The organism is Streptomyces sp. Tek67B01, assembly GCF_055231995.1.
The window spans coordinates 1896140-1918991 of the sequence record NZ_JBUYUY010000001.1; the positions used below are offsets into that span (position 1 = coordinate 1896140).

Genomic DNA, 22852 nt, shown 5'->3' on the forward strand with positions numbered 1-22852 from the left:
CCTCGGGCTACAGGCTCGTCAGGTATTCCGTCATGATCTTGCCGAAGAGCTCCGGCTCCTCCAGATGCGGCAGGTGACTGGAGGTCTCGAGGATCTCCCACCGCACGTCCGGGATGAGGTCCTGGAAAGGCTGGACGGTGGCCGGAGTGGCCTCGTCGTGGCGTCCCGAGATCAGCAGGGTCGGCACCTCGATGTCGGGGCAGCAGTCCTCAACCGACCAGTCGCGCAGTGTTCCGATGACGTGGAACTCGGTCGGGCCGTTCATGGTGTAGTACACCGTCGGGTCGTTGTAGACCTCGTAGAACGAGGCCAGGTAGTCCCGCGGCCAGGGCCTGAGCAGGCACACGTGCTTCTCGTAGAAGACCCGCATCGCTTGGTGGTACTCGTCGCTCTCCGTCGTACCGGCGGCCTCGTGCCGGCGCAGCGTGTCGTCGACGCCCGGGGGCAGCTCGGCCCGCAGCCGGTCCATCTCCCGGCGCCACAGCGGGTAGGAAGCGGGGGAGTTGGCGATGACGAGCCCGTGCAGCCCTGCCGGCTTGGCAGCGGCGTGCTTGGCGACCAGCATGCCGCCCCAGGACTGCCCATACAGGACGTACCTGTCGGCGATCCCAAGCTGGTGGAGCAGGTTGTCCAGCTCGGCCAGGAACAGGTCGACGGTCCAGAAGTCGGCGCCCCGGCCTGGAAGGTGTGTGGAACCTCCGTTGCCGATCTGGTCGTAGTGGACGACGGGCCAGCCCTGCTCGGCGAGCGTGGTCAGGCTCAACAGGTAGTCGTGCGTGCTGCCGGGCCCGCCGTGCACGACGACTATCGGGGGCCGACCGGAGTTCAAGTCGCCGGTGATGCGGTACCAGGTCTGGTACTCACCGAACGGAACCGTCCCCTTGGCAGTGGGTGCCAGCGTCATGAAAGTTCGCCTCGATCCGTGGAAATCAGCCAGTCGGAGATCAGCGCGGCGGTGTCCGTCGCCCGCTCCTCGATGATCGTGAAGTGGTTCGCCCGTACCTGGACCACGTCGTGCCCGGGCAGCCAGGGCTGGGCGCGCCAGGTGTCCCCGTCCGGTCCTTGACCGTCCTCGGAGGGAGCAAAGGCCTCGGTGCACTGCACGAGCAGTACCGGCGCCGCGACGGGAGCCGGCGTGAATTCCGAGAGGACCCTGCCCCAGCCCGCCATGCCCGACAGTCGCGCGTCGTCGAAGCCGCCGAACGCGGACTCCTTGGCCAGCAGGCCGTGCGCCAGGTCGTCCAGCGACACACCGCCCGTCTCCGAGTCCATCCGGTAGCTGTCCAGCAGGACGACTCCGGCGGGGGTGATGCCAAGCTCGGTTTCCAGGTACGCGGCCGTCGCGTACGCCAGGGTGCCGCCCGCCGAGTAGCCGACCAGAACGAACGGCTCCCCCTCGGCGGCGTCGAGCACACCGCGTGCCACGACCTCGACCGCGGCGGACGTGGTCGCGGGCAGCGGCTCTCCGGTCAGGAACCCGGGCAGCGGTACGGCCGAGACAGGGCGGACACCCCGGAACGCGGCGGCCAGCCGGGCGTGCTGGGCGACGCCGCCCGTCGCCATGGGCGTGCTGACGCAGATCAGCCGGGGTGCACCCGGGCCTTCGGCCAGTCGTACCGGTACCGCGAGAGGGCCTGCCTGCGCCACCCCCGCGAACGTCGGACGGAAGTCGGCGACCGTGCGCAGCAGGTCGAAGCCCTTGTCCATCCGGCCGGCCTCGGCCGCGGACCGGAACAGCGTACTCAGCGAGCCCGCGCCGGAGCCGCTCCCCTGCCGGGATCCCGTCCGGTCCTCCGCCTCGTCCCCGCCCGCCTCCGCGGCGAGCAGGCCGAGCAGGAACCGGGCCAGCTCGCGGGGGGTCTTGTTGTCGAACACCGCAGTCGGCGACAGCCGCAGGCCGGTGACCCGGTTGAGGCCGTTGCGCAGTTCGAGCGAAGTGAGCGAGTCGAAGCCCGACTCCAGGAAGTCCCGGTCCGGGTCGACCGCGTCGGCACCGTCGTGCCCCAGGACCGTGGCCGCGCCTTCGCGGACGAGCTGCAGGAGCAGCGCCTCCTGCTCGTGCTCGTCCAGCCCGATCAGCCGTTCGCGTACGGAAGCCCGCACCGGTGCGCCGGCTCCGGTAGAACGACGCCTGACCGCGGGCACCAGCCCCCGCAGCAGGAAGGGCAGCTCCTCACCCGCCGCGGCCAGCACCACCGGATTGAGGTTGACCGGGAGCAGCAGCGGAGCTTCCGCACGGATCGCCGCGTCGAACAGCGCGAGTCCCTGCTCGGTGGCCAGCTCGTCGATGCCGTGCCCGCTCATCCGCTGCCGGTCGTGGTCGCTCAGGGTGCTCGCCATGCCCATGTCCCGCGACCAGGCGCCCCAGCCGAGCGAGGTGGCAGCAAGTCCGTCGGCCCTCCGGTGCGCGGCGAAGGCGTCGAGGAAGGCGTTGGCGGCCGAGTAGGCGGCCTGGCCGGCGTTGCCGAACACACCGGCCATGGAGGAGAACAGCACGAACGCGGTCAGGTCCAGGCCCTTGGTGAGCTCGTGGAGATTGAGTACGGCGTCGACCTTGCCGTACAGCATCGCATCGACACGCTCGGGCGTCAGCGCGGCGATCACCCCGTCGTCCAGGAGACCCGCCGCGTGCACCACGGCGGTCAGCGGGTGCTCGGCCGGTATGCCGTCCAGTACAGCAGCCAGTTGCGCACGGTCACCGGCGTCGGCCGCGACGGTCCGGACATCGACTCCTCTCCCGGTCAGTTCCTCCACCAGCTGTGGCATACCGTCGGCGGCCGCGCCGCGCCTGCTCGTCAGGACCAGCCGCCGGACCCCGTGCGCCTCCACCAGGTGGCTCGCGATCAGCCTGCCGAGCGTGCCAGAGGCTCCGGTGACGAGCACCGTACCGGCCTCGCCGAAGCCTGTGGGCCGTACGGGCTCGGCGGGGACCCTGGCCAGCCGTGCCACATGTGCGATGCCGTCGCGGAGCACTGTCTGGGACTCCGCCGCGGCCGCCGCGGCGATCCGCGGGAGTTCGAGGCCGGCCTCCGCGTCGAGGTCCGTGTCCACGTCGGCGAGCAGGATGCGGCCGGGGTTCTCCTGCTGCGCCGAGCGCAGCAGGCCTCGTACCGTCGCGCCGGCCAGGTCGGTCACGTCCTCGCCGGGCATGGCCGCGGCGCCTCGGGTGAGTACGAGAAGCCTGGTTCCGGCGAGTCGGTCCTCGGACAGATAGGCCTGGACTGCTTCGAGGGCCTGGCGCGTACGGGCGTGCACGGCCTCGGCATCGTTGCCGGGCAGGCTCCGCAGGACGAACAGGTCAGGCAGGGCACGCGCCGATGCCGATGCCCCGTGCTCGGTCCAATCGTTCCAGTCGGCCCAGGAGAGGGACGGGGCGGCGGCCACCGGAACTTGGAGCGGGGTCCACTCGACCTGGTAGAGGCTGTTGTGGTGCACGGCTCCGGCCGCGGCGAGCTTGTCGAGTTGCACCGGCCTGGACATCACGGATCCAGCGGCCAGCACGGGCCGCCCGGTATTGTCCGCCACGGCCAGCGCGATGCCCTGGTCGGTCGGGGTGAGCCGGACGCGCAGGGCGGCCGCACCAGTGGCGTAGAGGGACACGTCCATCCACGCGAAGGGCAGTACGGCGCCGTCCCCGCCGGGTGCACCGTCATGGATCAGTGCGGCATGGGTGGCCGCGTCCAGCAGTGCGGGATGCAGGCCGAGCAGCCCCGCGTCGGCGTGAGCCTCCTCCGGCAGCGTAATTTCCGCGAAGATCTCCCCGTCGGCAGTCCACGCCGCCGTCAGGCCCTGGAACACCGGACCATAACCGTAGCCCCTGCACAGCAGTCGCGCGTAGGCGCCAGTCACGTCCATCGGCTCCGCACCGGCGGGCGGCCACTGCGTCAGCTCGAATGCCGGCGGGCGTGCGCCGGGGGCGAGGAACCCCTCCACGTGACGGGTCCACGGGCCGCCCACTGCGCCCTCGGCGCGGGAGTAGATGCTCATCAGCCTGCGGCCGGAAGCGTCGGGTCCGGCCACGACCGCCTGGATCTGTGTCGCCCGGTCCTCCGGAAGCACGAGCGGCGCCTGGAGCGTGAGCTCTTCCAGCACATCGCAGCCGACCTGATCGCCCGCGCGCAGTGCGAGCTCGACGAAGCCGGTGGCCGGGAAGAGGATCGTCTCGCCGAGCCGGTGATCGCCCAACCAGGACTGCAGGGCGGGCGCGAGGCGTCCGGTCAGGACGCGGCTGTCATCGCCCGGCAGCTCCACCACGGCACCGAGCAGCGGGTGCTCGGCGTCGGCCAGGCCGAGCGAGGAGGCATCGCCGGATTTGGCGGGTGAGTAGGCCCAGTAGTGCTGTCGTTGGAAGGCGTAGGTGGGCAGGTCGGTAAGCCGGGCCGTGGTCCCCGCGAAGAACGCCGACCAGTCAACCACGACCCCACGGGCGAACAGCGCACCCAGCCCCGTCAGCAACTCCGTCACCTCGTCCCGGCCACGACGCTGCAACCCGACGAACCCGACCCCTTCAGCCTCACCCACAACGTCCACACCCATCGGAACCAGAGCCGCATCCGGCCCCAACTCCACAAACGTCCCCACACCACGACCCGCCAGCGTGCCCACCGCATCCGCGAACCGGACCGGCTCCCGCACCTGACCCACCCAATACGAAGGCTCCGACCACTCACCGTCGACCACGGCACCCGTCACCGTCGACACCACGCCAAGCTTCGGCGCCCCAAACGACAACGACTCCACAACCGCGGCAAACTCCTCCAGCATCGGATCCATCAACGCCGAATGAAACGCGTGACTCACCTGCAACCGCTTCGTCTTACAACCCTGCGCATCGAGCCGGCCCGCCACCGCCAGGACTTCGTCCTCGACACCCGAGATCACCACAGAGGAAGGCCCGTTGACAGCGGCCACACTCACACCAGCCGACAACAACGGAAGAACCTCCCCCTCCCCGGCCCGAACGGCAACCATCGCGCCACCCGCAGGCAGCGCCTGCATCAGCCGGCCACGCGCGGCAACCAGCGCCGCCGCATCCTCCAACGACAACACCCCCGCCACATGCGCCGCAGCCACCTCACCCACCGAATGCCCCACCACGAAGTCCGGCCGCACACCCCACGACTCCACCAACCGGAACAACGCCACCTCAACCGCAAACAAACCGGCCTGAGCAAACACCGTCCGATTCAGCGCACCCGCATCCTCACCCCACACCACCTCACGCACCGACACACCCAGCCGCACATCCAACAACGCGACCACCGCATCAAAAGCCTCCGCAAAAACAGGGAAAGCGTCATACAAACCACGCCCCATCCCCACCCGCTGAGCACCCTGACCCGTGAACAAGAACCCGACCCGGCCACGCCGAACCGAATCCACCACACGACCCGACCCCGAAACCACCGACTCCAGACCACGCACCAACTCCGCGCGATCCGAACCCACCACCACAGCCCGGTGCTCCAAAGCCGCACGCGACGTCACCAACGACAACGCCACATCCACCGGCCGCAGATCCGCGGTCTTCTCCACGTGCGCCACCAAAGCCGCAGCCTGAGCACGCAACGCCTCAGCACTACGCCCCGACACCACCCACGGCACCACACCAGCAGCCACCACAGGAACCTCAGACGCCTCGACAACCTCCGGCTCCTCCACGATGACGTGCGCGTTCGTCCCGCTCAGACCGAACGACGACACACCCGCCCGCCGCGGACGACCCGCAACCGCCGGCCACTCCCGCTCCTCCGTCAACAACTCCACCGCACCCGCAGACCAATCCACCTGCGAAGACGGCTCATCCACATGCAACGTCCGCGGAAGAACACCCTCCCGCATCGCCATCACCATCTTGATCACACCAGCCACACCCGCAGCAGCCTGCGTATGACCGATGTTCGACTTGACCGACCCCAGCCACAACGGCCGCTCCGCAGGCCGGTCCTGGCCATACGTCGCCAACAACGCCTGCGCCTCGATCGGATCACCCAACGTCGTACCCGTACCGTGCGCCTCCACCACATCCACGTCGGTCGGTTCGAGTCCGGCGACGGAGAGGGCGGCCCGAATGACGCGTTCCTGCGAGGGGCCGTTGGGAGCGGTCATGCCGTTGGACGCGCCGTCCTGGTTGACGGCAGATCCGCGCAGCACGGCAAGCACCGGATGGCCGTTGCGCCGCGCGTCCGACAGCCGCTCCAGCACCAGTACGCCCACGCCCTCGCCGAGCGCGGTGCCGTTGGCGCTGCTGGAGAAGGATTTGCACCGGCCGTCAGGGGCCAGCCCACGCTGGCGGCTGAACTCCACGAACATGTCGGGGGTGGACATCACGGTCACACCGCCGGCCAACGCCAGCGAACACTCACCCGACCGCAACGACTGCGCCGCCAGATGCATCGCCACCAACGACGACGAACACGCCGTATCCACCGTCACCGCCGGACCCTCAAGCCCCAGGCTGTAGGCAACGCGCCCCGAGACCAGACTCCCCCCACTGGTCACCGCCGCCTCGGCACCCAACCCGTAATCGTGATACATCAACCCCGCGAAAACACCCGTCGCACTCCCCTTCAACGACAGAGGATCAATCCCCGCCCGCTCCAACCCCTCCCACGACGCCTCCAACAACAACCGCTGCTGCGGATCCATCGACAACGCCTCATTCGGACTCACACCGAACAAACCCGCATCGAACAACGCCGCATCACGCAGAAAACCACCCTCCCGCGCATACGACTTACCAACCCGACCCACCTCCGGATCGAACAACCCCGCAACATCCCAACCACGATCCCCAGGAAACACACCAACCGCATCCACACCCCCGGAAACCACACCCCACAAACCCTCCGGAGACGCCACCCCACCCGGATACCGGCACGCCATCCCCACCACCGCCACCCGCTCCCCCGCCAACAACCCCTCAGCACGAGCGGTCCGGTTGGACTGCTTCGGCTTCACGTCGGCGAGCGCCTTGTCCAGGTAGGCCGCGACGGCCTTCGCGGTCGGGTAATCGAAGATCAGTGTCGCGGGCAGCCGGAGGCCGGTTGCCGTGTTGAGCCGGTTTCGCAGTTCCACCGCGGTGAGCGAGTCGAATCCCAGGTCCTTGAAGGCCTGGTCCGGGTCGAGGGTGTCCGGGGACGCATGGCCGAGCACGCCCGCGACGTGCGTCCGTACGAGGTCCAGCAACTTGCGGATCCGCTGTTCGGGGTCCGCGCCGGCCAGCATCCGCTGCACGGCCGACGCGTCCTTGGTTCCGTCCGCGGCCTTGCGGATGCGGCGGCCGGGTATCCGGACCAGGCCGCGCAGCAGCGCGGGGATCTCGTCCGCCCGGGCCCGCAGCGCCGCCTGATCGATCCGGAGTGGTGCCAGGACCGGGTCGTCGATCTCCAAGGAGGTGTCGAGCAGGGCCAGGCCGTCGTCGACGCGGAATCCGGGCAGTCCCTGGCGGGCCATCCGCTGAAGGTCGACGTCCTGGAGCAGGCCGCTCATGCCCGCGCCGAGCCACAGACCCCAAGCGAGCGAGTTCGCGGCCAGGCCCCGATGGCGCCGGTGAACGGCGAGAGCGTCCAGAAAGACGTTGGCGGCCGCGTAGTTGGCCTGCCCCGAGGCGAGCACCATGCCGCCGGAGGAGGAGAACAGCAGAAAGAGCCTCAGGTCCTGCTCGCGGGTCAGTTCGTGCAGGTGCCAGCCGGCGTCCGCCTTGGCGCCGAGCACGGCGTCGAACCGTTCCGGTGTGAGCGTGGTGAGCAACCCGTTGTCGGTGACTCCGGCGGCGTGGACGACCCCGGTGAGGGGGTGCTCCGCGGGGACGGAGGCCAGCAGCGCGGCCAGTGCCTCGCGGTCGGTGACGTCACAGGCGGCCACCGTGGCCTCGGCACCCAGGGCGGCGAGTTGCGTGCGCAGTTCGGCCACGCCAGGGGTCTGCTCGCCCCGGCGGCTGGTCAGCAGCAGGTGCCGGACGCCGTGGGTGGCGGCCAAGTGTCGGGCGACTTCGGCGCCGATGCCGCCGGTTCCGCCGGTGATCAGGACGGTGCCCGCCGGATCCAGCTCGGGGCGTGCGGCGTCTTCGGGCCGGACCGCGGCCACGAGCCTCGGCGTCAGCACCTCCCCGAAGCGTACGGCCGTCTCCGGCTCTCCCGACCCGATGGCGGCGGCAAGGCCCTCGGGGTCCTCGTCCGCCGTGTCGGGGCCGAGGTCGACCAGCAGGAAGCGTCCCGGGTTCTCCGCCTGTGCCGCACGGACGAGTCCCCAGACGGGCGCCTGGGTCAGGTCGATGTCCTCGCCCGGCGCCCCGCCTGTACCGGGGTCCGTTACGGCGACGGCGACGGCTCCCCGGGTGACTACGGCCAGGCGGGAGTTCGTGAAGCGCTCGTCGGCCAGCCATTCCTGCAGCGTGGCCAGGGTCCGGTGCGCGACGGCCCGTACGCCGCCCAGTACCTCGGCACCGGCCGATTCCACCCGGTGCACGACGGTGGCCGGCGCCTCGTCCCCCTCGTGCCGCGCGTCCCATTCGGTGTACGCGGTGTCCTCCTCCTGTCCGTCACCCGAGGCGCGCTGCCAGCTGACGCGGTACGGCAGCTCCCGGCGGCCCTCACTTGCAGCGCCCAGCTGCCCGGCGGTCACCGGCAGCGCGGCCAGCGACTCCACCGACAGCACCGCTCGCCCCGTCGCGTCCGCGACGCTGACGGACACCGAGTCGTGCTCGGCCTTGGTGATCCGGACCCGGAGGGCCTTGGCCCCGGCAGCGTGGAGCGTGACCCCGCTCCAGGCGAACGGGAGGACGGTCGCCCCTTCCCTGCTGCCGCCGTCCTCGAGGAGACCGGCGTGCATGGCCGCGTCGAAGAGGGCCGGGTGCAGCCCGAACCGTTCGGCGTCGGCGTGGGCCTGCTCGGGCAGCTCGGCCTCGGCAAAGACCTCGTCGCCCCGGGTCCAGAGGGCCTTCAACCCCTGGAACACCGGGCCGTAGTAGTAGCCCTGCTCCAGCAGCCGTTCGTACGCGCCGTCGAGGGAGACTTCCGTGGCGTCCGCCGGCGGCCATTCGGTGAGCTCGAAGTCGGGGCGGGCGGCGCCGTCCGCGAGCACGCCCTCGGCGTGCAGGGTCCACGGGTCGGTCGTCGCGTCCTGGAGGCGCGAGTAGATCTGCACGCCGCGCCGCAGTGCGTCGTCCGGTGCGCCGACCACCACCTGCAGGTGGAGGCCTCCCTGCCGGGGCATCACCAGCGGTGCGCGCAGCGTCAGTTCCTCGAGTGCGTCGCATTCGACCTGGTCACCGGCCCGGATCGCGAGCTCGACCAGACCGGTACCCGGCACCAGGACGGTTCCGAGCGCGTCGTGGTCGGCGAGCCAGGGGTGGGTCCGCAGGGAGAGTCTGCTCGTGAACACGTAGCTGTCGCTGTCCGCGAGGGCGACGGCCGAGCCGAGCATGGGATGCTCCACGGGCAGCTGCCCGAGCGCGGACACGTCCGAGGTACCGGCCTCGGGGACGATCCAGTCGCGTCGCCGCTGGAAGGCGTAGGTGGGCAGCGAGACCCGTTCGGCACGGGGAACGCCGGGGGTCAGGTCGACGGTGGCGCCGCGTACGTACGCCTCCGCGAGGGACAGGGTCATGCGGTCGAGGCCGGCGTCCTCGCGGGCGAGCGATCCGAAGGAGGCGGCGCGGGCGCCGGTGTCCTCGAAGATCTCTTCGAGTCCGGGCCTGAGCACCGGATGGGGGCTGCACTCGACGAACAGGGTGTGCCCGTCAGCCAGCGCGGCGACAGCCGCCTGGTGGAACCGCACCGGGGCGCGCAGGTTGCGGTACCAGTACGCCGAGTCCATGACGGCCGTGCCGGGCAGCAGCGTGCCGGTGAGGGTCGAGTAGACGGGCACCTCGGGCGTGCGCGGCGAGACCCCGGACAGGGCCTCGGCCAGCTCGTCGGCGATCTCCTCGACGTGGGCGGAGTGAGCGGCGAAGTCCACGCCCGGGATCGTCCAGCGCATGACCCGGGCCTTAGCCAGGGTGGTCTCGAACTCCCGTAGGGCTGCCGCGTCACCCGACACCACGACGGCGTTGGGGCCGTTCTCGGCGGCCACCGAGATCCTGTCCTCATACGGGCCGAGGTGCTCGCGGACGAACTCGACGGGCTTGACGATCGACATCATGGCGCCCTTGCCCGAGATGGCGAGCAGGGCCTTGCTGCGCAGCGCCACGATGCGCGCGCCGTCCTCCAGGGAGAGCGCGCCGGCCACGCACGCAGCCGCGATCTCGCCCTGGGAGTGCCCGATGACCGCGGAGGGGCGCACTCCGTGCGAGCGCCACACCTCGGCCAGGGAGACCATGACAGCCCAGAGCATCGGCTGCGCCACGTCGACGCGGTCGAGGGTCGGAGCGCCCGGCTCCTGGCGTGCCACCGCCAGCGGCGACCAGTCGATGTGGGGGGCCAGCGCTCGGGCGCACTCGTGCATCCGCGCCGTGAACACCTCCGAGACGTCCATCAGTCCCGCGGCCATGCCCGGCCAGTGCGACCCCTGTCCCGGGAAGACGAAGACGGTCTTGCCCGACTCGTCGGCACCGCCCCGCACCAGACCGGGGTCCGGCCGGTCTTCGACCAGGGCGTGCAGGCCGGCCAGCAGCGCCTCCGGGTCGCTGCCGACGACCACCGCGCGCTGGTCGAAGACCGTACGGCTGGTGAGCAGGGAATGGGCTACGTCGGCGGGGCGGAGGCCGGGGTTCTCCTCCAGGTGTGCGATCAGCCTGCCCGCCTGGGCCCGCAGGGCCTGCTCGGTCCGCGCGGACAGCGCCCAGGGCAGCAGCGCGGGGGCCTTCCGCGGGTCCTCGGGCTCCGGCTGCTCCGGGTCGGGGGCGGGCGCCTGCTCGACGATGACGTGCGCGTTGGTGCCGCTGAAGCCGAAAGATGACACCCCGGCCCGGCGTGGCCGCTCGTTCTCAGGCCAGGGTGTGGCCTCGGTCAGCAGCCTTACGTTGCCCGTGCCCCAGTCCACCTGGGCGGTGGGCTCGTCCACGTGGAGTGTCTTGGGCAGCAGGCCGTGCCGCATGGCCTGCACCATCTTGATGACGCCGGCGACTCCGGCCGCGGTCTGGGTGTGGCCGATGTTGGACTTGAGCGAGCCGAGCCACAGCGGCCGGTCGGCGGGCCGGTTCTGGCCGTACGTGGCCAGCAGCGCCTGCGCCTCGATCGGGTCGCCGAGCGTGGTACCCGTACCGTGTGCCTCGACCACGTCCACGTCTGCCGGGCCGAGCCCCGCGTTCGCCAGCGCCTGCCGGATCACCCGGCGCTGGGACGGGCCGTGCGGAGCCGAGAACCCGTTGGACGCACCGTCCTGGTTGACGGCGGAGCCGCGGATCACCGCAAGCACCTGGTGGCCGTTGCGCCGCGCGTCCGACAGCCGCTCCAGCAGCAGCAGCCCCGAACCCTCCGCCCAGGCCGAGCCGTCGGCCGCGGAGGCGAAGGACTTGCAGCGCCCGTCCTTGGCCGATGCCTTCTGGCGGCTGAACTCGATGAACGTCTCAGGAGTGGACATCACCGCGACGCCGCCGGCCAGCGCCAGGGTGCACTCGCCGGAGCGCAGCGCCTGCGCGGCGAGGTGCAGGGACACGAGCGAGGAGGAGCACGCGGTGTCCAGGGTCACCGAGGGGCCTTCGAAGCCGAAGACGTAGGAGATCCGCCCGGAGGCGATGGCGCCCGAATTGTTGTTGTGCGTGTAGTCGTGGTACATCATCCCGGCAAAGACCCCGGTGGGGCTGCCCTTGAGCGGGCGGGGGTCGATGCCCGCGTTCTCGAAGGCTTCCCATGCCGTCTCCAGCAGCAGCCGCTGCTGGGGGTCCATGATGAGCGCCTCGTTCGGGCTGATGCCGAAGAACTCTGCGTCGAAGTCGCCCGCGTCGTGCAGGAATCCGCCCTGGTTGACGTACGAGGTGTTTTCGCGCCGGGCCTCCGGGTCGTACAGCCGTTCCAGGTCCCAGCCCCGGTTGTCGGGGAACGCGCTGATCGCGTCGACCTCGTCGGCGACCAGATGCCACAGCCTGTCGGCGGAGTCCGCGCCGCCCGGGTACCGGCAGGCCATACCGACGATCGCGATCGGTTCGCTCGACGCCGCGGTCAGCTTCCGGTTCTGCGTACGCAACCGCTCGGCCTCCTTGACCGATGCTCTCAGCGCATCGACCAGCTTCTGCTCGGAGCCACCCATCACAGCCTCACACTTCCCGGTTCGCGTCGTCGAGGCCGGAGCCTCCGAGTGCAATGTTGATCAGACTCTCGGCGTCCATCTCGTCGATCGAACCGAGCTCGCCCGCCGCGTCACCGCCGACGTGCACCGACCGGATGCCGGCCAGCTCCAACAGGCTTTCCACCAGTCCCGCGGTGCGCAGCTTTGCGATGGGCAGGGCCCGTAGGACGCGGCGCACCTCCGCGTCCTCCGGGGTCTCGTCGAGACCGGACCCGCCCTGGCCGCTGCCGAGTTCCGTCGACAGCTCCAGCGCCAAGTACTCGGCGAGTGCACGGGAGTTCGGGGCGTCGAAGACGAGGGTCGCGGGCAGTCGCAGCCCGGTCACCCCGTTCATGACGTTCCGCAGCTCAACGGCTGCCAGAGAGTCGAAGCCCAGGTCGCCGAAAGCGCGGTCCGGTGCGACGGCCTCGGCCCCTGTGTGACCGAGGATCACCGCGACCTTGGACCTCACCAAGTCCAGGAGGGCCTCCTGCCGCTCGGCTGGCGACAGCCCCGCGAGGCGCTGTCGGACGACGGCGGCACCGTCCTGCCGGCCTTGTGCAGTACGGCGGTTACGGGGCCGGACCAGGGCACGGAACAAGTCGGGCACCAGGCCCGCCGGGTCCGCAGCCAGGGCAGACGGATCGAAGCGCATCGGCAGCAGCACCGGCGCGTCGAGCGTGCCGGCCGTGTCGAACAGTGCGGCCCCTTCGACGCTGGACAGCGGTGTGATGCCCGTCCGGTCGAGCCGCTGCCGGTCGGCGCCCACCAGCCCACCGGCCAGCCCGCTCTCATCGGCCCACAGCCCCCAGGCCAACGACTGCCCGGGCAGTCCTTGGGCGCGGCGGTGCGTGGCCAGCGCGTCCAGGAGGGCATTGGCGGCCGCATAGTTGCCCTGCCCCGGATTGCCGAGGATTCCGGCGGCCGAGGAGAAGAGGACGAACGCCGTCAGGTCCAGGCCGCGGGTCAGCTCGTGGAGGTTCAGCGCGGCGTCGGCCTTGGCCCGCAGGACCAGATCCAGCCGTTCGGGCGTCAGGGACCCGATCACCCCGTCGTCCAGTACCGCGGCCAAGTGGATCACCGCGGTGAGCGGGTGCTCGGCCGGAATCCCGGCCAGCACGCCCGCCAGCACGTCCCGGTCCGCGGCGTCGCACGCGACGACCTCGGCCCGGGCGCCGAGTGCGGCGAGTTCGGCGACCAGTTCGTTGACCCCCTCGGCCTGCGGACCCGTACGGCTGGCCAGCAGCAGCCGGCGCACTCCCCGCTCGGTCACGAGGTGACGGGCGAAGAACCTGCCGAGGCTGCCGGTGCCTCCGGTGAGCAGCACCGTGCCGTCGGTGTCGAAGCGGGCGGGGGCGCCGACCTCACCGGCCAGCGCCTTCACGAGCCGCGCCGCGTGCACCACCCCGTTGCGCAGCGCCACCTGCGATTCCGCCGTGGCGATCACCGCGGGAAGCAGGTCCCTCGGGGCATCGGCCAGCAGGACCCGGCCGGGGTGCTCGGACTGAGCGGACCGGGCCAGACCCCAGACCGCCGCACCGGCGAGGTCCGTTACGTCCTCACCGGGCAGCGCCACGGCGCCTTCGGTGCGGATCAGCAGCGTCGAGCCCGAGAACCGGTCCTCGGTCAGGACCGCCTGCAGAGCGGCCATAGCCCGATGCGTCGCCGCGTGCACCGACGCGGCATCGGTGCCGCCGGTGCTCGACAGCACGACCACATCGGGGGCCGGACCGTCACCGAGCTCGTCCCACTCCCCGAGGGTCGCCTGCGAGGACTCCGGTACGGATGTCTCGCGCCACTCGAGCCGGAAGAGCGAGTCGTGCACGGCTCCTCCGGGCCCGGCCGGTCCGCCCGCCGGGATCTCCCGCGAAACGAGCGAGTCCACCGCCAGGACGGGGTTGCCCGCCGGGTCGGTCGCGGTGAGCGACACTTCACCGCTCCCCAGGGCCTTGACGCGTACCCGCAGGTGAGTCGCGCCAGAGGCGAGGAGGGACATCCCTGACCATGCGAAGGGCAGGCGCGCGGCGCCGTCCTCTGATTCGGCCAGCGCGACCGCGTGCAGCGCCGCGTCCAGCAATGCCGGATGCAGCCCGTAGCCCTGCGCGGCGTCCTCATCGGGCAGGGCGATCTCGGCGAGGACCTCGTCCCCGTCGCGCCATGCGGCCTTCAGGCCCTGGAATGCGGGGCCGTACTCCAGTCCGGCCTCGGCCAGTGCCTCGTAGAACCCGGTCAGATCGGCCGGCTCCGCTCCGGGCGGCGGCCAGGCCCCCTCAGCCACCCACGGCTGCGCCACACCGTGGGCGAGTACCCCTGTGGCATGCCTGGTCCAGACGGGATCCGTCGTCTCGACGCGTGTGTACACACCGAAGGTGCGCCGGCCGGAACCGTCGTCCGGGCCCACCGACACCTGGAGCGCAACACCGCCGTACTCCGGCAGAGCGAGCGCCGATTCGATGGTCAGCTCCTCCAGCAGGTCACAGCCGAACTGGTCACCGGCCCGGATGGCGAGCTCCACGAAGCCTGTACCGGGGAACAGCGTCGTACCGCCGACCGTGTGATCCCGGAGCCAGGGCTGGGACTCCGCCGACAGCAGGCTGTTGAACAGGGCGCCGTCGCCGTCGGCGAGGGGCACCACCGCGCCGAGTAGCGGGTGACTCGCCGCTTCGAGACCCAGGGCGGGCCTGCCAGCGCCATCGGTGTGCTCGAGCCAGTAGTGCTGTCGTTGGAAGGCGTAGGTGGGCAGGTCGGTAAGCCGGGCCGTGGTCCCCGCGAAGAACGCCGACCAGTCAACCACGACCCCACGGGCGAACAGCGCACCCAGCCCCGTCAGCAACTCCGTCACCTCGTCCCGGCCACGACGCTGCAACCCGACGAACCCGACCCCTTCAGCCTCACCCACAACGTCCACACCCATCGGAACCAGAGCCGCATCCGGCCCCAACTCCACAAACGTCCCCACACCACGACCCGCCAGCGTGCCCACCGCGTCCGCGAACCGGACCGGCTCCCGCACCTGACCCACCCAATACGAAGGCTCCGACCACTCACCGTCGACCACGGCACCCGTCACCGTCGACACCACGCCAAGCTTCGGCGCCCCAAACGACAACGACTCCACAACCGCGGCAAACTCCTCCAGCATCGGATCCATCAACGCCGAATGAAACGCGTGACTCACCTGCAACCGCTTCGTCTTACAACCCTGCGCATCGAGCCGGCCCGCCACCGCCAGGACTTCGTCCTCGACACCCGAGATCACCACAGAGGAAGGCCCGTTGACAGCGGCCACACTCACACCAGCCGACAACAACGGAAGAACCTCCCCCTCCCCGGCCCGAACGGCAACCATCGCGCCACCCGCAGGCAGCGCCTGCATCAGCCGGCCACGCGCGGCAACCAGCGCCGCCGCATCCTCCAACGACAACACCCCCGCCACATGCGCCGCAGCCACCTCACCCACCGAATGCCCCACCACGAAGTCCGGCCGCACACCCCACGACTCCACCAACCGGAACAACGCCACCTCAACCGCAAACAAACCGGCCTGAGCAAACACCGTCCGATTCAGCGCACCCGCATCCTCACCCCACACCACCTCACGCACCGACACACCCAGCCGCACATCCAACAACGCGACCACCGCATCAAAAGCCTCCGCAAAAACAGGGAAAGCGTCATACAAACCACGCCCCATCCCCACCCGCTGAGCACCCTGACCCGTGAACAAGAACCCGACCCGGCCACGCCGAACCGAATCCACCACACGACCCGACCCCGAAACCACCGACTCCAGACCACGCACCAACTCCGCGCGATCCGAACCCACCACCACAGCCCGGTGCTCCAAAGCCGCACGCGACGTCACCAACGACAACGCCACATCCACCGGCCGCAGATCCGCGGTCTTCTCCACGTGCGCCACCAAAGCCGCAGCCTGAGCACGCAACGCCTCAGCACTACGCCCCGACACCACCCACGGCACCACACCAGCAGCCACCACAGGAACCTCAGACGCCTCGACAACCTCCGGCTCCTCCACGATGACGTGCGCGTTCGTCCCGCTCAGACCGAACGACGACACACCCGCCCGCCGCGGACGACCCGCAACCGCCGGCCACTCCCGCTCCTCCGTCAACAACTCCACCGCACCCGCAGACCAATCCACCTGCGAAGACGGCTCATCCACATGCAACGTCCGCGGAAGAACACCCTCCCGCATCGCCATCACCATCTTGATCACACCAGCCACACCCGCAGCAGCCTGCGTATGACCGATGTTCGACTTGACCGACCCCAGCCACAACGGCCGCTCCGCAGGCCGGTCCTGGCCATACGTCGCCAACAACGCCTGCGCCTCGATCGGATCACCCAACGTCGTACCCGTACCGTGCGCCTCCACCACATCCACATCAGCAGCCGACAACTGCGCATTCGACAACGCCTGTCGAATCAACCGCTGCTGAGCCAGACCGTTCGGCGCAGTCAGACCGTTCGACGCACCGTCCTGGTTGATCGCACTGCCCCGCAGCACCGCGAGCACCTGATGCCCGTGGCGTCGCGCGTCCGACAGCCGCTCCAGCACGAGCATGCCGACGCCCTCCGAGAATCCGGTGCCGTCGGTGGAGTCGGCGAACGACTTGCACCGGCCGTCAGCGGCCAGGCCGCGCTGGCGGCTGAACTCTACGAAGAGTTCCGGGGTGGACATCACGGTCACACCTCCGGCCAACGCCAGCGAACTCTCACCCGACCGCAACGACTGCGCCGCCAGATGCATCGCCACCAACGACGACGAACACGCCGTATCCACCGTCACCGCCGGACCCTCAAGCCCCAGGCTGTACGAGATCCGTCCCGACGCGACGGCTCCGGTGCTGCTGTTGTACTTGTAGTCGTGGGCCATCATTCCGGCGAAGACGCCGGTCGGGCTTCCCTTCAGCGACAGCGGGTCGATCCCGGCCCGCTCCAGCGCCTCCCACGAGGTTTCCAGCAGCAGTCGCTGCTGCGGATCCATCGACAGCGCTTCGTTGGGGCTGATCCCGAACAAGTCTGCGTCGAAATCGCCGGCCGTGTAGAGGAATCCGCCGTGCCGCACATAGCTGGTGTCCTCCCTGGCGGAGGTGGGGTCGTAGATGTCCGGGAGGTTCCAGCCACGGTTCTTCGGGAACTCGCCTATCACATCGGCCTGTTGGGAGACGATTCGCCAGAGCTCCTCGGGCGACTCGACCCCACCGGGGTAGCGGCAGCTCATCGCGATGATGGCGATGGGCTCGTCTGTCGTACCAGAGGTACGGCCGCGCACTGGCGAATTCGTCGAGCCGGCCCCCGCCCCGGCCCTGGCGCGGTCTCGCGCACCGCCGATCTCGGCCAGCAGGTGGCGGCCCAGCACCATCGGGGTCGGGTAGTCGAAGACCAGCGTGGGGGGCAGGCGCAGGCCGGTAGCGTCGTTGACACCGTTGCGGAATTCCACCGCGCGCAGCGAGTCGAAGCCCAGGTCCTTGAAGGCCTTCTCCGGCTCGACCGCCGAGGCGGAGCTGAAACCCAGCACCTCTGCAACCTGCCGGAGCACCAGGTCCAGTACGGCCGCCTCGTGTTCGTGCGCGGGGAGCGCGTCCAGCCGCTGCGCCAGCCCGCCGGATTCGACGCTGGTTTGCGCCCGGCGACGCCGTACGCCGGGGACGAGTGTGCGGAACAGCTCCAACATGCCGGCGCCCTGGGACCTGAGCGTGCCGAGGTCCAGCCGGGCCGCGACGAGCGCGGGGCCGACGAACGGAAGGGCCGCGTCGAACATGGCGGTCCCCTCCTCGTCGGAGAGCGCGACCACACCTGTCCGCCCGATGCGACCCCGGTCGTCTGCGGTCAGGTCGCCCGTCATACCGCTTCCCTTGGCCCACATGCCCCAAGCGAGGGACTGCGCGGGCCTTCCTTCGGTGTGCCGGTGCGCGGCGAGGGCGTCCAGGAAGGCGTTGGCGGCCGCATAGTTGCCCTGCCCGGGGTTGCCGAACGTACCGGCGACGGAGGAGAACAGCACGAATGCCGTCAGGTCCATGTCCTTGGTGAGCTCGTGCAGGTTCCAGGCCGCCAGGGCCTTGGGCCGCAGGACGGTGTCGAGGCGCTCCGGTGTGAGCGAACCGATGATGCCGTCGTCGAGAACGCCCGCGGTGTGCACCACGCCGACGAGCGGCCGGTCGCCGGGGATTGCCGCGAGTACGGCGGCCACTGCCTCACGGTCGGCCACGTCACAGGACACGACCTCGGTTTCGGCGCCCAGTGCGGCCAGTTCGGCGACGAGTTCCGCCGCGCCGTCTGCCGTGGCACCCGATCGGCTGGTGAGCAGCAGCCGACGCACACCATGGGTGGTGACCAGGTGGCGGGCGAAGAGCTTGCCGAGCATGCCCGTGCCGCCGGTGAGCAGCACGGTTCCCGCCGGGTCGAAGGACGGGGTCTGCGCCGCCTCGGGAGCGGTCACCCTGACCAGCCTCGGCATCCGGGGGGTGCCCGCACGCAGCGCGATCTGTGTCTCGTCCGTGCCCGTGAGCAGCGGCAGTGCGGATGCGAGGTCCGTGCTGGGCTCGAGGTCGGCGAGGATGATGCGCCCCGGGTGCTCCGACTGGGCCGACCTCACGAGACCCCATACGGCGGCTCCGCTGAGGTCCACGGGCTCTCCGTCCCCGGCCGCCACCGCGGCACGGGTGATCACGAGGAGCCGGGAGGCAGCGAAGCGCTCTTCCGTCAGGAAGCTCTGCAGCACCGCCAGCACCCGATGCGTCCGCGCACGGACGGCGTCCGTCCCGCTCTGGCCTGCATCGCCCGATCCCTCGTCGGCGAAGGACAGGACGACCAGCTCGGCCGCGCTCTCGTCCCCGACGGCGTCGTCCCAGTGCTGCGTCGTCACGGCGCCGTGCGAAGTCACTGGTGCCGGCATCCAGTCGACCCGGTAGAGCGTGTCGTGGAGGGCGGTCGCCGGGGCAGGCCGCTGCTCCGCGAGCTTGCGCAGCGTCAGGGAGTCCACTGTCAGTACGGGCTGGCCGGTCGGGTCGGTCACGAGGACCGACACCGCGTCATCACGGACCGGGGTGACCCGCACCCGTACGTTCGACGCGCCCTCGGCATGCAGGGAGACCCCGCTCCAGGCGAACGGGAGGACGGCCTCCTCGCCGGCTATCCGCGTCAGGCCGACGGTGTGGAGGGCCGCGTCGAGCAGGGCGGGGTGCAGACCGTAGCCCTCAGCAGTAACGCCTGACGGAAGCTCCGCCTCCGCGAAGATCTCTTCGCCGGCTCGCCAGACCGTCTTGAGTCCCTGGAATCCGCTGCCGTAAGCGAGGCCCGCTCCGGCGAGGGCGTCGTAGTAGCCGTCGGTGCCCACGGGCTCGGCGCCGGCGGGCGGCCACTGCGTGAGTTCCGCGTCCGGTGTGGCGGCCGCAGGGGCAAGGACGCCGGCGGCGTGCCGTGTCCAGGGCGATCCGGCGTCCTCGGCGCGTGCGTACACGCTGACCGCTCGCCGTCCCGTCGCGTCCTGGGCGTCCACCGCCACGTGCAAGGCGACGGCGCCGCGCTCGGGAATGACCAGCGGTGCTTCGAGGGTGAGTTCTTCCAGGCCGGGGCAGCCGACCCGGTCACCGGCCCGGATGGCCAGTTCGACGAAGCCGGTGCCGGGGAAGAGCATCGTGGCGTCCACCACGTGGTCCGCCAGCCACGGGACGGACTTCACGGAGATCCGCCCGGTCAGTGCGGTCGTGTCGGCGTCCGGCGCGGCGACCGCCGCTCCCAGCAGGGGGTGGCCCACGGGTTCCAGGCCGGCACCGGCCACGTCCCCGAGGTCAGTGGGCGGCTGGATCCAGTACGGCTCGCGCTGGAAGGCGTACGTGGGGAGGTCTACGGGACGTGCGTCGTCCGTGGCGTAGAAGTCGCTCCAGCGGACCGGCGCACCGTGCACATAGGCCTCGGCCAGTGAGGCGGTGAAGCGCTGTAGGCCCCCCTCGTCGCGGCGCAGCGAGCCGACGGTCGCTGCGACGGCGCCGGCGTCCTCGATGGTCTCCTTCATACCGAGCAGCAGGCCCGGGTGGGGACTGCTTTCGATGAAGATCCCGTACCCGTCTGCCAGCAATGCCCGGGTGGTCTCCTCGAAGCGGACCGTCTGGCGCAGGTTGCGGTACCAGTACTCGGCGTCCGTCGCGGCGCCGTCCAGCCTCGCCCCCGTCACCGTGGAGTAGAACGGCACCGCGGGTATTAGGGGCCGGACAGCCGCCAGCTCGGCCAGCAGTCGGTCGCGGATCTCCTCGACGAACATTGAGTGCGAGGCGTAGTCCACCGGGATGCGGCGGGCCTGGACCCCGTCGGCCTCGAGTCGGCCCTTCAGTTCGTCGAGCGCGTCGGTGTGGCCGCACACCACCACCGATCCCGGCCCGTTGACCACGGCTAGCTGGAGGCGCCCCTCCCATCCGCGAAGCCGGTCCCCGGCCTGTTCGGCGGAGAGGGCCACCGACATCATGCCGCCGCGGCCGGCCAGTTCGTGGCGAATGATTTTGCTGCGAAGGGCGACCACGCGCGCGCCATCCTCCAAGGACAGGGCACCCGCCACGCAGGCCGCGGCGATCTCACCCTGCGAATGCCCCACGACGGCGTCCGGCTCCACGCCGCGGGCCCGCCACAGCTCGGCCAGGGACACCATCACGGCCCAGAGCACCGGCTGCACCACGTCCACGTCGACGAGGGTCGGCGCGCCGGGCTCGCCGCGCAGCACCGCCAACAGGTCCCAGTCGACGAAGGCGTCCAGAGCGCGCGTGCACTCTTCCAGGCGCGCCGCGAACTCCGGCGAGGACTCTACGAGTTCGACAGCCATGCCCTGCCACTGCGAGCCCTGCCCGGGGAAGACGAAGGCGACCTTGGCGTCGCCGATGAGCGTTCCCCGTACCACCGCGGCATTCTTCTCACCCTCGGCGAGGGCGTCCAGTCCGGCCAGCAGGCCGTTCCGCTCGGTTCCGAGCACCACGGCCCGGTGCTCCATCCGGGCGCGGGTGGTGACCAGGGCGCGGCCGACGTCGACGACCGACAGCTCGTCGTGCTCCCGCATGAAGGAGGCCAGCCGGCCGGCCTGCGCCTTGAGCGCCTCCCCGGCGCGGGCCGAGATCAGGAACGGCGACACGGGGGATTCGGCCGACGCCGTGGTTCCGGTGAGCTCGGCGGCAGCGGGCGCCGCCGCCCCGACCGGATCCGCTGCGGGCTCTACGGCTTCTACGGCCTCTGCGGGCGGCGCCTCCTCAAGGATCACGTGCGCATTGGTGCCGCTCAGGCCGAACGCAGACACGGCGGCCCGCCGCGGGTGGGGATTCTGCGGCCAGTCCCGCGCCTCGGTAAGCAGTTCGACGGCGCCCTCGTCCCATGCGACGTGCCGGGAGGGCTCCGTGATGTGGAGCGTTTGAGGAAGCCTGCCGTTGCGGATCGCCATCACCATCTTGATGACGCCGCCGACACCGGCCGCCGCCTGGGCGTGACCGATGTTCGACTTCAACGAGCCGAGCCACAGCGGCCGGTCGGCGGGCCGGTCCTGGCCGTACGTCGCCAGCAGCGCCTGCGCCTCGATCGGGTCACCCAGTGTCGTGCCGGTGCCGTGCGCCTCCACCACGTCGACCTGGGACGCGGGAATGCGCGCGTCCGCCAGCGCCTGACGGATCACGCGTTGCTGGGCCGGGCCGTTGGGGGCGGTCAGCCCGTTGGACGCGCCGTCCTGGTTGATCGCCGATCCCTTGATCACCGCCAGTACGGGGTGTCCGTTGCGCCGGGCGTCCGAGAGCCGCTCCAGCAGCACCATCGCGGCGCCCTCTGACCATCCCGTACCGTCCGCAGAATCGGAGAAGGCCCTGCACCGGCCGTCGGCCGCCAGCCCGCGCTGGCGGCTGAAGGCGATGAACGGGGCGGCGGTGGACATGACCATCACGCCACCGGCCAGGGCCATCGTGCAGTCGCCGCGCTGGAGGGACCCGGCCGCCAGGTGCAGTGCGACGAGGGAGGAGGAGCAGGCGGTGTCGACGGTGATCGCCGGCCCGGCCAGGCCCAGCGTGTACGCGACCCGGCCGGAGATGACGGATGCCGCGCTGGCGGTGGCCATGTACGCCTCGACCAGGTCGGAGGTGCCCGCCACGTCGCCGTAGTCCTGCGCGCCGGAGCCGACGTACACGCCGACCGCGTCGCCGCGAAGCGTGTCGGGGTCGATCCCGGCCCGCTCGAAAGCCTCCCAGCAGACCTCGAGGACGAGGCGCTGTTGTGGGTCGGTAGCCAGAGCCTCATTGGGGCTCATGCCGAAGAATCCGGGATCGAAGGCCGCCGCCCCGCTCAGGAAGCCGCCGCCGTGGACGTAGTTCGCGCTTCCGCCGAGCAGTTCGTCGAGGTCCCAGCCTCGGTCCTCGGGAAGGCCCGTGATAGCGTCCCGCCCCTCCGCGACCAACTGCCAGAGGTCTTCGGGCGAATTGACATCACCGGGAAAACGGCAGCTCATCGCGACGACGGCAATGGGTTCGTCCCCCTCAGTCTCCAGTTCACGCAGCCGGTGCCGTGTCTGGTGCAGGTCTGCGGTGACCCGCTTGAGGTAGTCGAGCAGCTTCTTGTCGTCATTCGGCATGTCAGTCCCACGAATCCTTTGTCCGGGCAG

At 70.6% G+C, this 22852-nt stretch carries 3 protein-coding genes; all 3 read right to left on the minus strand.

Annotation, left to right across the window (positions count from 1 at the left end):
• Positions 1–7 precede the first annotated feature (7 nt).
• The 3 genes from ACV7NM_RS08535 to ACV7NM_RS08545 are packed head-to-tail and all read right to left on the minus strand — an operon-like array spanning position 8 to position 22822.
• The gene (locus ACV7NM_RS08535) at positions 8–904 is read right to left on the minus strand and encodes a proline iminopeptidase-family hydrolase (RefSeq protein WP_463409732.1); all 897 of its coding nucleotides are present in this window, start codon (positions 902–904) and stop codon (positions 8–10) included.
• Entirely contained in the window at positions 901–12189 is an 11289-nt protein-coding gene (locus ACV7NM_RS08540) for an SDR family NAD(P)-dependent oxidoreductase (RefSeq protein ID WP_463409733.1), read from the minus strand. The genes ACV7NM_RS08535 and ACV7NM_RS08540 overlap by 4 nt, the downstream gene beginning before the upstream one ends.
• Before the next feature lie 7 nt (positions 12190–12196).
• Positions 12197–22822, minus strand: a complete 10626-nt coding sequence (locus ACV7NM_RS08545; RefSeq protein WP_463409734.1) for an SDR family NAD(P)-dependent oxidoreductase — start codon at positions 22820–22822, stop codon at positions 12197–12199.
• Between the last annotated feature and the right edge of the window lie 30 nt (positions 22823–22852).

Coding starts and splice junctions, on each gene's coding strand:
- ACV7NM_RS08535 (WP_463409732.1), bottom strand. CDS start 904: ATGACGCTGGCACCCACTGCCAAGGGGACGGTTCCGTTCGGTGAGTAC.
- ACV7NM_RS08540 (WP_463409733.1), bottom strand. CDS start 12,189: ATGGGTGGCTCCGAGCAGAAGCTGGTCGATGCGCTGAGAGCATCGGTC.
- ACV7NM_RS08545 (WP_463409734.1), bottom strand. CDS start 22,822: ATGCCGAATGACGACAAGAAGCTGCTCGACTACCTCAAGCGGGTCACC.